Source organism: Pseudomonas palmensis, assembly GCF_049942755.1.
GTDB lineage: Bacteria > Pseudomonadota > Gammaproteobacteria > Pseudomonadales > Pseudomonadaceae > Aquipseudomonas > Aquipseudomonas palmensis.
The window spans coordinates 244,614-261,623 of the sequence record NZ_CP187958.1; the positions used below are offsets into that span (position 1 = coordinate 244,614).

The following is a 17,010-nucleotide window of genomic DNA, read 5'->3' on the forward strand; positions in this document are numbered from 1 at the left end:
CTCAGGTGCGACGCGTGACCACCAGGTGACGCGCGTACCAGGGCCGTTGCGGCACCCGGCGCAGCAACCCCTTGAAACGCTGATTGTCCTTGGTATTGGCGACGATCACCCGCAGCGCCAGCTTCATGGTCTCCGGGTCCATCTCCACACTCTTGCCCGGCTGCAGGCCTGGCGTGGTGCTGCAACCATGGGTCACAGGGCCCAGCCAGGGCTGCCTGATATCGACCCAGCGCCCCTTGGCGAACCACGGCACGCCATTGACCCGGTTGCGCGTCACCTGGCCGGGGTGGAAGCGTTCGTGGGCGCGGAACCAGTCTTCGATACGGTCATCGATCCAGCCATGGAACAGCCAGAACACAGGGTTCACATGGGAGGAAAACGGATCGCCGAGAAAGTCGTTTTCGGGCCCGTACCAACGCGCCGAGAAGTCGTCCAGGTCACGCGCCATGGGTACTGGCGCACCGTTGGACGGGTCACGCGGCACCGACGCCCAGCGCATGTGCAGCCAGTCATGCAGGCCCAGCTCCATCTCCGAGCCCAACTGCCCCAGGGTCAGGCGCGACAGGTAGCGCGGGTCGCGGTACTGCGACTCCCATACCTCGAAATTGCTGTGGTAGGTCTCGGCACTCTTGATGTCACTGACCCACTGGGTGTACTCGGCATCCCCCGGCGCCAGCCAGGTTGGCGGCACCGCACAGCCATCATGGTTGTCGAAGTAGCGCGCAAAGCCCAGGCGGTCGCGTTCAAGCTCCGGCTGTGGCGCCGGAAAGCGCGGCCAGGAAGGCAGGTCCTGCAACCCCCGCGCGGTCTGCAGCATATGTCGATGCATGAACAGAAAATCCACCCCGGAGCCATTGCGGTCCTTGGTCGGCCCCCGCGCATCGCGCTCGCGCTCGCGCGTTCCCGGCTGCCAGCCAAGCCCGCGCAAGGCATTGCGCTTGTCTTCGGGCAACGAGTGCCACTGGTCACGCGAAGCGTGCCAGAGTTGGTGAAACAACCTGTGCTCGTCGGAAATCAGCCAGTTCAGCAGGGCCGGCTGCAAGCCGATGCGCTCGCGTGCTTCCGGGAACAGCTTGCGGGTGGCGACAAAACGGTTGTCCTGCTGTACCAGGGCAAGGCTGCGGTCCAGGCGCGCAATGCGCCCGGTAAGCGTGCCGCTGCCGGCATTGGCAAATTCACCCCACACCTCATCCAGCACCATGCTCAATTCGTAGACCGGTTGCTGCAGCCCCTGCTCCCGATCGAAAAGACGCCACGTCAGCTCCCCCGCTCCCGGCGTGGCCAGGTCGCCCAGCAGGCTGTAGCGCGGGGCCGCGGGGGCACGCAGGGCCTGCGCGGTGTCGATGAAACCGCGAACCGCGCGCCCGCGCGGTGCAATGTCGATGAACACCTCCAGGTCATGCGTGGCCAGGCCGTCCAGTCCCGCATCGCGCCCTTCCAGGCGCAGGCTCCACACCCCGCGCAACTGATCGGCCAACTGGCGTCCTGCCGTATCCGGCAGCTCGACCCTGGCTTCCCCCGGGGTAACCGGATGCTCGGGTCGCGTCAGTTCCTTGTGCGCGTACAACGCAGCAGGCACCGCAGCACCGGTCAGTGCCAGGCCTGCGACAAATCCTCGTCGAGATATCGTCATTGCCCTACCTGTATCAGCCTGGAAGCAGGCTTTATCCAAGCTAGGACGTAGGCTTGAAGGTTAAATTTAGTGTCGGCGCCACACCCGGTGCCGGATAAATTAATCGGCCCTGCGCTCGTTCTTCCTGGGGAGCACACCGCGTACCGTCCCTGCCTGCGTGCAGCGATCCGCCCCTCATGGAGACCCCAGATGATCCCGACCCCCTGGCGCAACGCACTGGCCCTTGGTGCCCTGCTCGCCTGCCTGATGCCCGCCGCACACGCCGCCGTACCGCCCCCGGGCGAGGTGTTCCAGGACTGCAAGGACTGCCCTGAAATGGTCGTGCTGCCCAGCGGCAGCTTTACCATGGGCACCCCTGATGACGAAGTCGGCCGCCAGCCCGACGAAGGCCCGCTGCACCAGGTGACCTTCAGCAAGCCATTTGCCGTCAGCCGCTTCACCGTGACCATCGGCCAGTGGCAGGCATTTCTGCGCGACACCGGCTACAAGATGCCCGACGCCGATGACCGCCCCGGCCGCAAATGCAGCGCCGGCAACCCCAGCTACCCGACCACCGCGCGTCACCCCGCCGTCTGCATGACCTGGCACGAAGCGCAGCGCTACATCGACTGGCTGTCGAACAAGACCGGCAAGCCCTACCGCATGCTCAGCGAATCGGTACGCGAGTACGCCGCACGTGCCGGCAGCACCGGCCCCTTCCCGTTCCCCTTCGACGAAGGCAAGGAATACAGCATCGCCAGGCATGCCAACACCTACGGGCCTGAAGACGGCTTCAGCTTCACCGCCCCGGTGGGCAGCTTCCCCCCCAACGCCTTCGGCATGTACGACATGCACGGCAACGTCTACGAATGGGTCGCCGACAGCGTGCATGACGATTACGTCGGCGCACCCACCGATGGCAGCGCCTGGATCGACTCCAAGCCGAGCGACCCCACCTGCGACTACCGGCACATCCGCGGCAACGACTGGACCGAAGCGCCGATCTTCTCGCGCTCAGGCAACCGCAACGACCGCTGTTCGGACAACGCCGGCGACTGGCTGGGCTTTCGTGTGATGCGCGACCTGTAGCCGACCGGCCAGGGCGCCGGTGCCGCGCCGGCGCCCTCACTAAATCCCCCGCGTATCCACTCGTCCAGTTTCAGACAGCCCGCCGTGCGCGGGTCCACTCGCCCTTAGCACGTAGCCACGTCGCGACCGAGGTAGTTTCATGACCGCAGCACCGCGTAGCGCCATTCGCGAACTCTTCAGCCTGCTCAGGCCTTACCGCGCCATCGTGATCGCCTCGATCGCGCTGGGTATCGTCGGAGGCCTGAGCGTCACCGCCCTGCTGGCCACCGTCAACCAGGGCCTGCACGATGCCGGCGGCATGGGCAAGGGCGTGGTCCTGGCGTTTACCGGGCTATGCGTTCTGGCCCTGCTCAGCACCATCGTGGCCGATATCGGCAGCAACTACGTCGGCCAGAAAATCATCGCCAAGCTGCGCAAGGACCTGGGCGCCAAGGTGCTCGCCGCACCGATCGAGCAGATCGAGCGCTACCGTACCCACCGCCTGATCCCGGTGCTGACCCACGACGTCGACACCATCAGCGATTTCGCCTTTTCGTTCGCGCCACTGGCCATCTCGCTGACCGTGGTGATCGGCTGCCTGGGCTACCTGGCGATGCTGTCCTGGCCGATCTGCCTGATGACCCTGATCGCCATCGGCATCGGTTCGGCGGTGCAGTTCTTTGCCCAGCGCCGCGGCGTCAAGGGTTTCCATGCCGCGCGCGACGCCGAGGACAACCTGCAGAAGCACTACCAGGCAATCGCCGAGGGCGCCAAGGAACTGCGCATCCACCGCCCACGCCGCCACGCCATGTTCACCCGCAACATCCAGGGCACCGCCGACTTCATCTGCGATACCCATGTACGCGCCATCAACATCTTCGTGATCGCCAAGAGCCTGGGTTCGATGCTGTTCTTCGTGGTCATCGGCCTGGCCCTGGCCCTGCAGGCGTTCTGGCCGGCCAGCAACCCCACCGCGCTGAGCGGCTTCGTGCTGGTACTGCTGTACATGAAAGGCCCACTGGAGAACCTGATCGGCAACATCCCGATCATCAGCCGGGCGCAAATCGCCTTCCGCCGCATCGCCGACCTGGCCGAGCGCTTCTCCTCGCCCGAGCCACACCTGCTGCTCAGCGCTGCAGAAAAGCCCGCAGGCGCCTTCGAGGGCCTGGAAATGCGCGACGTTCAATACAGCTTCCCGGCGGCACCCGGCGCCGCGCCCTTCCGCCTGGGGCCGGTCAACCTGAACATCGAGCCCGGCGAGATCCTGTTCATCGTCGGCGAGAACGGCTGCGGCAAGACCACCCTGATCAAGCTGCTGCTGGGCCTGTACACGCCGCAACAGGGCATGGTGCTGCTCAACGGCAAGGCTGTTGATGCGCCTGGCCTGGACGATTACCGCCAGCTGTTCACCACCATCTTTGCCGACTACTTCCTGTTCGACGAACTGGTGCAGCGCGAAGGCGCCTTGCCCGACGATGCCGCGCAGTACCTGGAGCGCCTGGAGATCGCGCACAAGGTCAGCGTGCGCGACGGCGCCTTCACCACCACCGACCTGTCCACCGGCCAGCGCAAGCGCCTGGCCCTGGTCAATGCATGGCTCGACGGGCGCCCGGTGCTGGTGTTCGACGAATGGGCCGCCGACCAGGATCCGACCTTCCGCCGGATCTTCTACACCGAGCTGCTGCCCGATCTCAAACGCCTGGGCAAGACCATCATCGTGATCTCCCACGACGACCGCTATTTCGACGTGGCCGACCAACTGGTGCGCATGCACGGCGGTCGTGTGGTCAGCGAAAAAGTCTTCGCCTGAACGCCTTGAACCGGCGAGCGCACCGCCGCTCGCCGCTGCCCGCCTTTGCAACTAAATCGCATTCGTCGCCCTTCGTCTTCCTGACAACGCTCAATTTCTGCCGACGGCGACGAGATCGACATGAACCAGATGAATCACCCCTCCGACGACGACCTGCTGGCCCTGCTGCTGGCCGACGAAGCCGGCTCCGAACACGTGATCAAGGCCGGTTGCGCACCCACGCATGGCGCCTTGTCCTTCGCTCAGCAGCGCCTCTGGTTCCTGCAGCAGTTCGACCCGCAGAGCTGTGCCTACAACCTGCCGCGCGCACTGCGCCTGAACGGTCCGCTGAACGCCGACGCGCTGGAGCAGGCGTTGAATGCAGTGATCGACAAGCACGATATCCTGCGCACCCGCTTCGTCGAAATCGACAACCTGGCGCAGCAGCAGGTCGACCGCCAGGCGCGACTGATACTTGCACGGCACAATCTGGGCGAACTGCCCGCCACCGAGCGCGACGCAGCCATACGCCGGCACCATGACGCCGACCTGGCCCAACCGTTCGACCTGAGCCAGGCACCTCTGATTCGCGGCACGCTGTTGCGTACCGGTGCCAGCGAGCACGTGCTGCTGCTGAACATGCACCACATCGTGTCCGATGCCTGGTCCAATGCGATCCTGCTGCAGGACCTGGCCCAAGCCTTTGCGCAAGCGCAGGCAGGCCTGCCCGGTGGCCTGCAGCGGCCGTCGATCCAATACGCCGACTACGCGCACTGGCAGCGCCAGCAGTACCCGCTCAGCGCCGCCCACGAACGCGCGACCGCCCATTGGAAGCAAGTGCTCGACGGCGAGCTGCCGAGCCTGGACCTGCCCTTCGACAGGCCGCATGCACCAGACCAGCTACACCTCGTCGGCAACCATTGCCTTACCCTGCCGGCCTCGCTGGGCAGCGCCCTGCAGCGATTCTGCCAGCAACAGGGGCTGACCCCCTTCATCGTGCTGCTGGGTGCCTGGCAACTGCTGCTGGGTCGCTATACCGGCCAGCACGACTTCACCGTCGGCGTGCCCAATGCAACCCGCAGCCAGGGCCAGACACAGGCGCTGGTCGGCTTCTTCGTCAGCAGCCAGGTGTACCGTGCCCGACTCGACGGCGCGCAACCCGTCGCCGAATTTCTTCAACGCCTGCGCGAACAGTCGTTGGCCGCACTGGAGCACGCCGACTACCCCATCGAGCTGATTCTGGAAGACCTGCAACTGCAACGCAGCACCCAGGCCAACCCGCTGTTCCAGACGCTGTTCAACTGGCGCGTGGCCAACCAGGACGCAGCACAACTGCGCCTGGATGGCCTGGAGATGGAATTTCTCGGTGTCGAGCAGCAGCAGGCCAAGTTCGACCTGTCGCTGGAGATCGACTACAGCCAGCAGCAGATCGACGCCACGTTCAGCTACAGCACCGCACTGTTCCTGCCACAGACCATCGAGCGTCTGGCCGGCCACTGGCAGCACCTGCTTCAGGGGCTTGTCGAAACGCCTCAACTGCGCCTGGGCGAGCTGCCAATGCTCGAGCGTGCCGAACAGCAGATGGCCCTCCACACCTGGAACGCCACAGCCACGGACTTCGGCGCGCATGCCAACCTGCAGACCCTGTTCGAACGTCAGGCGCACGCCACCCCGGATGCCGTCGCCGTACGCCTGGGCAGTGCCGCTCTCACCTATCGTCAACTCAACCAGCGCGCCAACCGCCTGGCGCACAAGCTCCTGGAGCTGGGCGTAGGTGCAGAGGTCGGCGTGGGCATTGCGTGCGAGCGCAGCCTGGAGATGGTGATCGGGCTGCTGGGCGTGCTCAAGGCCGGGGGCGCCTATGTGCCGCTGGACACCGGCTACCCGCAGGATCGCCTGGCCTACATGATCGAGCACAGCGACATTGCACTGCTGTTGACCCAGGCATCGGTGCACCCTGGCCTGCTGCTGCCCGAGGCCCTGCCGGTCATGCTGCTGGAGCAGGCCGACAACGAACTGCAGGGGTATGCCGACAGCAACCCGACGCCAGTGATCGACGCGGACAACCTGGCCTACATCATCTACACCTCCGGCTCCACCGGTCGCCCCAAGGGCGTGCAGGTTCGTCATGGCGCACTCACCAACCACATGCTGTGGATGCAGCAGACCCTGCAATTGCAGGCCCAGGACCGGGTGCTGCAAAAAACCGCGTTCAGCTTCGATGCCTCGGTCTGGGAGTTCTGGCTGCCGTTGCTCAACGGCGCGCAACTGGTGCTGGCTGGCCCTGAACTGAACGACGACATGTCGCTGCTGTGGCCCGAAGTGCAGGCCCAGCGCATCACCGTGCTGCAAGCCGCGCCTTCGCTGCTGCAAGCCCTGATGGGCCAGGCCGAGCGCACATCACTGGCCAGCCTGCGGGCAATCCTGCTGGGCGGCGAAGCGCTGAGCCCGGCGTTGGTGCAGCAACTGCGCAGCGTCAGCGACGCCCGTATCTACAACCTCTACGGGCCCAGCGAAGCCACCATCGACACGTGCTGCTACAGCGTGCCGGCCACGCCCGACGGCGCCATCGTGCCCATCGGCCAGCCAATCAGCAACCTGCGCACCCACGTGCTCGACCACGAGCTGAACCCCTGCGCCATCGGCGTCAGTGGCGAGCTGCTGATCGGTGGCGTGGCCCTGGCCCGCGGCTACCACGCCCGGCCCGGGCTGACCGCCGAACGCTTCGTGCCAGACCCCTTCGCCGGACACGGCGAGCGCCTGTACCGCAGTGGCGACCTGACCCGCTATCGCGACGACGGCGTGATCGACTATGTCGGCCGCATCGACCACCAGATCAAGCTGCACGGCCTGCGCATCGAACTGGGCGAGATCGAGGCACGCCTGCTGCAACAGCCCCAGGTGGCCGAAGCCGTGGTACTGGCCCCGGACTACCTGGGCAGCCAGCGCCTGGTGGCCTATGTGGTGGCCACCCGGCCTTTGCCCGATGCTCAGGCGCAGGACCAGTTGCGCCAGGCCCTGATCGCCGGGCTCAAACAGCAACTGCCGGCCTACATGGTACCGGCCCACTTGCTGCTGCTCGACGGCCTGCCCCTGACACGCAACGGCAAGCTCGACCGCAAGGCCTTGCCTATGCCCGACACCGCGCCCACCGGCTACCGGTACGCGGCCCCGCAAAGCGCCATGGAACGCCAGATCGCGATGCTCTGGCAGGAAGTGCTCAAGCAGCCGAACATCGGCTTGAACGACAACTTCTTCGAACTGGGTGGCGACTCGATCGTCTCCATCCAGGTGGTCAGCCGCGCCCGTCAGGCTGGCATTCGCTTTACTCCCAAACAGCTGTTCCAGCACCAGACCGTGCAGGGGCTGGCCCAGGTCGCACAGTTCGACGACCCGGTTGCACACATCGACCAGGGGCCGGCCAGCGGCACGGTCGCGCTGCTGCCGATTCAGCAGGCATTCTTCGATACGCCGGTGCCATCACGTCATCACTGGAACCAGTCGGTCCTGCTCAAGCCGGCCGGGCAGCCACTCGATGCCGCTGTGCTGGAACAGGCAGTGAACACCCTGATCAACCACCACGACGCATTGCGCCTGAGTTTCACCCAGCAGGCACAGGGCTGGAACAGCGTCTACCGCGCGCCTGCCGACGCCCACAACGCCCTGCTACAAGCGGTGGCGTGCGATGATCGCGAACTGGAGCAGTTGTGCGAACGCGCCCAGCGCAGCCTGGACCTCGAACACGGCCCGTTGCTGCGCGCGCTGCTGGTGAGCCTGGCCGATGGGCGTCAACGCCTGTTACTGGTAGCCCACCACCTGGTGATCGACGGGGTTTCCTGGCGCATCCTGTTTGATGACCTGCAAAGCGCCTACCAGCAGTGCCTGGCTGGCCAGCCCCCCCAATTGCCGGCCCGTACCAGTTCGCTGCAGGCCTTCGCCCAGGCGCTGCGCGAGCATGCCAGGGGCCAGGCCATCGGCGAGCTGGACTACTGGCTGGACCAGCACCAGGCCATCGCAGCCGACCTGCCCGATGCCCGGAGCGCCATGGGCGCACCGGCACAGGTCGCGCTGCTCGATTCGCACCTGGACAGCGAACGCACGCGTCGCCTGCTGCAACAGGCTCCTGCGGCCTACCGCACCCAGGTCAACGACCTGCTGCTCAGCGCGCTGGCCCGAGTACTCGCACGCTGGACCGGACAGGCCGACAACCTCATCCAGCTCGAAGGGCATGGCCGCGAAGAGCTGAGTGAAGGGCTGGACCTCACCCGTACCGTGGGGTGGTTCACCAGTGCCTTCCCGCTCCGGCTGTCGGCGGGACATGACCTGCAGGCCACCATCAAGCAGGTCAAGGAGCAACTGCGTGGCATACCCGACAAAGGCATCGGTTTCGGTGCCCTGCGCTACCTGGGCGAGCAAGCCGTGCGCGAGGTGTTGCAGGCGCTGCCAGATGCACGTATCACCTTCAACTACCTCGGCCAGTTCGACACCAGCTTCGATGACACCCAGCAACCGCTGCTGATACCGGCCAGCGAAGCGGCAGGTGCCGAGAAACACGCCGATGCCCCGCTGAGCAACTGGCTGAGCATCAATGGCCAGGTGTACGCCGGCGAGTTGAGCCTGAGCTGGACCTATGACCAGAACCGCTTCGCCCCGCAGGTGATAGAGCGTCTGGCAGAGGACTATGTCGCAGAGCTCGGCGCACTGATCGACCACTGCTGTGACAGCCTGAATCAGGGCGCTACCCCGTCGGACTTCCCGCTGGCCGGGCTCGACCAGGCGCAACTGGATGCCCTGCCGATCGACCTGGCATTGATTGACGACCTCTATCCGCTGTCGCCGCTGCAGCAAGGCATGCTGTTCCATACCCTCTACGAGCAGGAAGCCCACGACCAGGACGGTCGCAGCTACATCAACCAGATGCGCCTGGACATCAGCGGCCTGGACCCCCAGGCATTCGCCGAAGCCTGGCAGGCCGCCGTCGACCGACACGACAGCCTGCGCACGGTGTTCCTCTGGCAAGGCGAAATGGCGCAGCCACTGCAGGCGGTGTACAGGCAGATGCGCGTGCCGTTCAGCCTGCTCGACTGGCAGCAACGCACTGACCTGCCGGGCGCGCTCGACGCACTGGCCGCCGAGCAGCTGCAACAGGACCTGGCGCTGGACAAGGCTGCGCTGTTCAGGCTTGTGCTGGTGTGCACCGCACCTGGGCACTATCACCTGATCCATACCAGCCACCACATCCTGATGGATGGCTGGAGCACCTCGCAGTTGCTCGGCGAAGTGTTGCAACGCTACAGCGGCCAGGCCCTCGCTACCCCGCCAGGCCGCTACCGCGACTACATCGACTGGCTCGGCCGTCAGGACGCCGTACTTGACCAGGCCTACTGGCACACTCAACTGGCCGACCTGGAGGAGCCCACCCGGCTCGCGCATTCGGTCGTCAACAGCACGCCGGCGCAGGGCCATGGCGCCTGCTACCTGAGCCTGGATGCGCCACGCACTCAACGCCTCAACGACTTCGCACGCCAGCAGAAAGTCACCCTCAACACCCTCGTGCAAGCCGCTTGGCTGGTAGTGCTGCAACAGTACAGCGGCCAGCGCTGCGTATGTTTCGGGGCCACCGTGGCCGGGCGCCCGGCTGATATCGCGGGCGTGGAACAGCAGATCGGCCTGTTCATCAATACCCTGCCGGTCATCGCCAGCCCGCGCCCCGACGTCAGCGTGGCCAGCTGGCTGCAGCAGGTGCAGGAAATCAACCTTGGCCTGCGTGAGCACGAACACACCGCGCTGAGCGATATCCAGCGCTGGTCCGGTCAACAGGGCGAGGCACTGTTCGACAACATCCTGGTGTTCGAGAACTACCCGGTGGCCGAAGCCCTGGAACAGGAGGCGCCCGCCGGGCTGACATTCGGTGCAGTCGACTATCACGAACAGACCAACTACCCGCTGACCCTGGCCATCAGTGCTGGCGACTCGCTGCTGCTGCATGCCAGCTATTCGCGACAGCATTTCAGCGACGCGGGCGTGCAGGCCATCGGCGAGCACCTGCTCAACCTGCTCGAACGCATGCGCGACAACCCCCGCCAACACCTGGGCGAGCTGGAGATGCTCGCGTCGACCGAACGCCAGCAGGTCGTCCAGGCGTGGAACGCCACCAGCACCGAATACCCGCTCGAACGCTGCGTGCACCAGCTGATCGAAGACCAGGTCGAGCGGACCCCCGGCTCCCCGGCCCTGGTGTTCGGCGGGCAGCACCTGAGCTATGCCGAACTCAACAGCCGTGCCAACCAGCTCGCCCATGCGCTGATTGCACGCGGTGTCGGCCCCGACGTGCTGGTCGGCATCGCCATGGAACGCAGCATCGAGATGGTCGTCGCCCTGCTGGCGACCCTCAAGGCCGGTGGCGCCTACGTGCCGCTGGACCCGGAATACCCGCGCGAGCGCCTGGGTTACCTGTTCGACGACAGCGGCATCGCCCTGCTGCTGACCCAGCAGCACCTGCTGGCACAGCTGCCGGTGCCCGAAGGCGTACCGCTGCTGGCCCTGGACACACTGGACCTGAGCGAGCACGCCCAGAGCAACCCGGACATTGCCCTGCACCCGGAGAACCTGGCCTACGTCATCTACACCTCTGGCTCCACCGGCAATCCCAAGGGCGCCGGCAACCGCCACAGCGCACTCACCAACCGCCTGTGCTGGATGCAGCAGGCCTACGCCCTGGACGCCAGCGACACGGTACTGCAGAAGACCCCGTTCAGCTTCGACGTGTCGGTGTGGGAGTTCTTCTGGCCGCTGATGACCGGTGCGCGCCTTGTGGTCGCTGCTCCTGGCGACCACCGCGACCCGGCCAGGCTGGTAGCGCTGATCAACCAGCACCAGGTCAGCACCCTGCACTTCGTACCGTCGATGCTGCAGGCCTTCCTGCTGGATGCCGGTGTGCCGAGCTGCACCAGCCTCACCCGCATCGTCTGCAGCGGCGAGGCCCTGCCGGTGGACGCGCAGCAGCAGGTGTTCGCCAAGTTGCCGAACGCCGGCCTGTACAACCTGTATGGCCCTACCGAAGCCGCCATCGACGTGACCCACTGGACCTGCCGCGACGAAGGTCGCAACAGCGTGCCGATCGGCCAGCCGATCGCCAACCTGGGCGCGTACGTGCTCAGTGCCGACCTGCTGCCGTTGCCGGCGGGTGCCACCGGCGAGTTGTACCTGACCGGTGCAGGCCTGGCGCGCGGTTACCACCGCCGTGCCGCGCTGACCGCCGAGCGCTTCGTCGCCAGCCCGTTCGGCGCCGGCCAGCGCCTGTACCGTACCGGTGACCTGGCACGCCAACGCGCCGACGGCGTGATCGACTACATGGGGCGAGTCGACCACCAGGTGAAGATCCGCGGCCTGCGTATCGAACTCGGTGAAATCGAAGCGTACCTGCTCGAACTGAACTGCGTTCGCGAGGCCAGCGTGCTGGCCGTTGAAGCAGGCAGCGGCCTGCAACTGGCCGCCTACCTGGTGGCCAGTGACGCCACCCTGGCGTCGGCCAGCAGTGCGCAGCAGGCGCAATGGCGCGATGCTGTTCGCCAGCAGTTGCTGACCGGTCTGCCCGACTACATGGTGCCAACCCACCTGATACTGCTGGAACAACTGCCGCTGAGCCCGAACGGCAAGCTTGATCGCAAGGCTCTGCCCGGCATCGGCGACGCAGCCACGCGCAGCGAGCATGTCGCTGCCTCCAACCCACTGGAACAGCAACTGGCCGCTATCTGGCAGGCGGTACTCAAGCTTGATCGCGTGGGCGTTACCGACAACTTCTTCGAACTGGGCGGCGACTCGATCATCTCGATCCAGGTCGTCAGTCGCGCCCGTCAGGCCGGTATCCGCTTCACTCCCAAGGCGCTGTTCGAACACCAGACCATCCAGCGCCTGGCCACGGTTGCCCAGACCAGCGATGCACGCTCGGTTGTCGACCAATCGCCCTTGCAGGGCGAAACGGCATTGCTGCCGATCCAGCAGATGTTCTTCGAACTGCCGATGCCCGAGCGGCATCACTGGAACCAGGCCGTACTGCTCAAGGCCAACGCCAGGCTTGATGCGGCGGCGCTGGAGCAGGCCCTGCAAAGCCTGGTGCTGCACCACGACGCCTTGCGCCTGCAGTTCACCGAAACCGCCAGCGGCTGGACCGGCGAGTACCGTTCGCAAGCGGCCCAGCGCGAAGCCTGGGCACACACACCGCTGCTGTGGCAACACACAGTCAGTGATGCGCATGCGCTACAAGCGCTGGCCGAATCGGCGCAGCGTAGCCTGGACCTGGAAGGCGGCCTGGTCCGTGCGCTGCTTGCCGAGCTCGCCGATGGCAGCCAGCGCCTGTTGCTGGTGATTCACCACCTGGCGGTCGATGGCGTGTCGTGGCGCATTCTCTTCGAAGACCTGCAGGCAGCATACCGCCGTGCAGTGGCCGGGCACGCTGTCGAACTGCCCGCCAGGACCCGCTCGCTGCGTGCCTGGGCCGAACATTTGCAGGCGTTCGCCAGGCACACCGGGCAGAACCAGGAACTCGCCTACTGGCAGCAGTTGCACGGAGCGAGCAATGACCTGCCCTGCGACCGTGCAGCCGATCGCCTGATCAACCGCAACAGCAACAGTGTGCAGGTCGTGCTGGACAAGCAACGCACCCGCCAGTTGCTGCAACAGGCACCGGCGGCGTATCGCACCCAGGTCAACGACCTGCTGCTCAGCGCGCTGGCGCAGGTCATCACGCGCTGGAGCGGTCACGACGACCTGCTGCTGCAACTCGAAGGGCATGGCCGCGAGGAGCTGTTCGAAGACATGGACCTGACCCGTACCGTCGGCTGGTTCACCAGCCTGTTCCCGGTACGCCTGACCCCGGCCAGTACGCTGGGTGGCACGATCAAGCAGATCAAGGAGCAACTGCGCGCCATCCCCAACAAGGGCATCGGCTTCGGCGCCTTGCGCTACCTGGGCGATGCACAGATGCAACAGACCATGCAGCAGCTGCCTGTGCCGCGCCTGACGTTCAATTACCTGGGCCAGCTTGATGGCACCTTCGACAGTGACGAGGGTGCGCTGTTTGCCCCCGCTGCAGAAAGCGCAGGTATCGGGCAGAGCCTGGACGCCCCGCAGAGCAACTGGCTGACCCTCAACTGCCAGGTGTTTGCCGGTGAACTGAGCCTGACCTGGGGCTACAACAGCGCAATGTACGATGCATCGACCATTGAAGGGCTGGCCGAAGATTACCTGCATTCGCTGAGCCGCCTGATCGAGCACTGCCTGCAGGCCGACCACCACGGCCTGACGCCGTCGGACGTGCCTCTGGCCCGTTTGAGCCAGGCGCAGCTCGATGCACTGCCCCTTTCGGCCCAGCAGGTTGAAACGCTGTACCCGCTGGCCCCGATGCAACAGGGCATGCTGTTTCACACCCTTTACCAGCAACAAGCAGGCGACTACATCAATCAGATGCGCCTGGACGTACGCGGCCTGGATGCAGAACGCTTCCGGGCCGCCTGGCAGGCCACCCTGGATGCCCATGACATCCTGCGCAGCGGTTTCCTCTGGCAGGGCCAGCTCGACGAGCCGCTGCAAGTGGTGCACAAGCGAGTCGAACTGCCGTTCAGCGTACTGGACTGGCGCGAGCGCCAGGGTTGCAGCGCAGCGCTGGACACCCTGGCTGGCGAAGAGCTGATGCAGCCGTTCGACCTGCAGCAACCGCCATTGCTGCGCCTGTTCATGGTCCGCACCGGCGAGGACAGCCATCACCTCATCTACACCCACCATCACATCCTGATGGATGGCTGGAGCAACTCGCAGATGATGGGTGAGGTGATGCAGCGCTACCATGGCCAGCGCGTGCCCCAGTCCAGCGGTCGCTACAGCGATTACATCGCCTGGCTGCAACAGCAGGACCCGACACTGAGCGAGACGTTCTGGAAAGCCCAGGTACAGACCCTCGATGCGCCCACTCGGCTTGCAGCGGCCATCACTGCGCAACGCTCACCGGGGTCCGGCCACGCACACCTCGAAGCCGCGCTCGAACAGGCCGACACTGCCCGGCTCGAGACCTTTGCCCGCCAGCAGAAGGTGACCCCCAACACACTGGTTCAGGCAGCCTGGCTGATCGTGCTGCAGCGTTACTGCGCGCAGGCGACGGTCTGCTTCGGTGCCACCGTCTCCGGTCGCCCGGCGGAGCTCAGCGGGGTGGAACAGCAACTGGGGCTGTTCATCAACACCTTGCCAGTGGTCGCCACGCCGCTGCCCGAGCTCAGCGTCGGCCAATGGCTGCAGCAGGTGCAGGCGCAGAACCTGGGCTTGCGAGAACATGAACACACCCCGTTGTTCGAGATTCAACGCTTGGCCGGCAAGAACGCCGAAAGCCTGTTCGACACCCTTCTGGTGTTCGAGAACTATCCGATTTCGCAAGCCCTGGAACAGACGCCAAGCACAACACTGCACTTTGGCAGCATCCGTACCCATGAGCAGACCAACTATCCCTTGACCTTGATGGTCGGCTTCGGCGCGATGCTGACCTTGCAGGCAAGTTACGACCAGGCGCATTTCGATACCGCCACGGTCGAGAAGCTCGCTCACTCGCTGCTCAGGCTGCTGAGGGCGATGCTCGACTCGCCAGACCAGGCCATCGGCGACCTGGTGATGCTTGCACCGCAGGAACAGCACACCGTACTGCTCGACTGGAACCTGACATCGACCCACTACCCACTCGAGCAACCGGTTCATCAATTGATCGAGGCGCAGGTCCAACAGACACCGAACGCGCCGGCCCTGGTGTTCGGCGAACAGCACCTGAGCTATGCCGAACTCAACAGCCGTGCCAACCAGCTCGCCCATGCGCTGATTGCACGCGGTGTCGGCCCCGACGTGCTGGTCGGCATCGCCATGGAACGCAGCATCGAGATGGTCGTCGCCCTGCTGGCGACCCTCAAGGCCGGTGGCGCCTACGTGCCGCTGGACCCGGAATACCCGCGCGAGCGCCTGGGCTACCTGTTCGACGACAGCGGCATCGCCCTGCTGCTGACCCAGCAGCGCCTGCTGGCACAGCTGCCGGTGCCCGAAGGCCTACCGCTGCTGGCCCTGGACACACTGGACCTGAGCGAGCACGCCCAGAGCAACCCGGACATTGCCCTGCACCCGGAGAACCTGGCCTACGTCATCTACACCTCTGGCTCCACCGGCAATCCCAAGGGCGCCGGCAACCGCCACAGCGCACTCACCAACCGCCTGTGCTGGATGCAGCAGGCCTACGCCCTGGACGCCAGCGACACGGTACTGCAGAAGACCCCGTTCAGCTTCGACGTGTCGGTGTGGGAGTTCTTCTGGCCGCTGATGACCGGTGCGCGCCTTGTGGTCGCTGCTCCTGGCGACCACCGCGACCCGGCCAGGCTGGTAGCGCTGATCAACCAGCACCAGGTCAGCACCCTGCACTTCGTACCGTCGATGCTGCAGGCCTTCCTGCTGGATGCCGGTGTGCCGAGCTGCACCAGCCTCACCCGCATCGTCTGCAGCGGCGAGGCCCTGCCGGTGGACGCGCAGCAGCAGGTGTTCGCCAAGTTGCCGAACGCCGGCCTGTACAACCTGTATGGCCCTACCGAAGCCGCCATCGACGTGACTCACTGGACCTGCCGCGAGGAAGGCAAGGATGGCGTACCGATCGGCCAGCCGATTGCCAACCTGCAGACCTACATCCTCGGCGACGACCTGGGGCTGTTGCCGGCGGGCGTCACCGGTGAGCTCTACCTGGCCGGCGAAGGCCTGGCGCGGGGTTACCACCGCCGCGCCGCACTGACTGCCGAGCGCTTTGTCACCAGCCCGTTCGGCGAAGGCAAGCGCCTGTACCGCACCGGCGACCTTGCCTGCTACCGCGCCGACGGCGTGATCGAATACCGCGGGCGTATCGATCATCAGGTGAAGATCCGCGGCCTGCGCATCGAGCTGGGTGAAATCGAGGCACGCCTGATGGCACTCGACGCCGTGCGCGAAGCGGTGGTGCTGGCGATCGAGGGTGCCACCGGCCAGCAACTGGTGGGGTATGTGGTGCCAAGTGCTGGTACCGGGCAGGACGACCTGCGCGAGCACCTCAGGCACGCACTGAATGCACATCTGCCGGACTACATGATCCCGGCGCAATGGGTATGGCTGAAGCAGATGCCGCTGAGCCCGAACGGCAAGCTGGAGCGCAAGGCGCTGCCCAAGCCCGATGCCAGCCAGCTGCAACGCGAATATGTAGCCCCGCAAAGCGAGCTGGAGCAGCGCATTGCTGCCATCTGGCAGCACGTGCTCGGCTGCGAGCGCATCGGCCTGCACGACAACTTCTTCGAACTGGGTGGACATTCCTTGATGGTGATTCGCGTGATGTCACGCATGCAACTGGATGTGGGGATACAGGTGAGCCCGCACGAGCTGTTCCAATTCCCTGTCCTGGGTGATTTCACTGCACAGGTGGCGCAACTCGGTGCCCAGGTCGACACCACGAAACTCAGCAAACTCGAAGCACTGTTCGACGAATTGGAGGAAGTGTGAT

4 protein-coding genes are annotated in these 17,010 nt (G+C 65.4%); 3 read left to right on the forward strand and 1 reads right to left on the reverse strand.

Annotation, left to right across the window (positions count from 1 at the left end):
- Position 1: 1 nt before the first annotated feature.
- Positions 2 to 1,633, reverse strand: a complete 1,632-nt coding sequence (locus tag ACPRTJ_RS01295) for a PvdJ/PvdD/PvdP-like protein (RefSeq protein ID WP_426427842.1) — start codon at positions 1,631 to 1,633, stop codon at positions 2 to 4.
- A 189-nt stretch (positions 1,634 to 1,822) separates the two neighbouring features.
- Between ACPRTJ_RS01295 and ACPRTJ_RS01300 the strand changes: the two genes are divergently transcribed.
- From ACPRTJ_RS01300 to ACPRTJ_RS01310, 3 genes are all read left to right on the forward strand, one after another.
- Complete coding sequence (locus ACPRTJ_RS01300) at positions 1,823 to 2,701, forward strand: formylglycine-generating enzyme family protein (protein ID WP_258662447.1); 879 nt, start codon at positions 1,823 to 1,825, stop codon at positions 2,699 to 2,701.
- Between the two features lie 139 nt (positions 2,702 to 2,840).
- Positions 2,841 to 4,490, forward strand: coding sequence for a cyclic peptide export ABC transporter (locus tag ACPRTJ_RS01305; protein WP_104572892.1), 1,650 nt, complete (start codon positions 2,841 to 2,843; stop codon positions 4,488 to 4,490).
- Positions 4,491 to 4,610: 120 nt separating this feature from the next.
- Positions 4,611 to 17,009, forward strand: coding sequence for a non-ribosomal peptide synthase/polyketide synthase (locus tag ACPRTJ_RS01310; RefSeq protein WP_426427845.1), 12,399 nt, complete (start codon positions 4,611 to 4,613; stop codon positions 17,007 to 17,009).
- The last annotated feature ends 1 nt before the right edge of the window (position 17,010 follow it).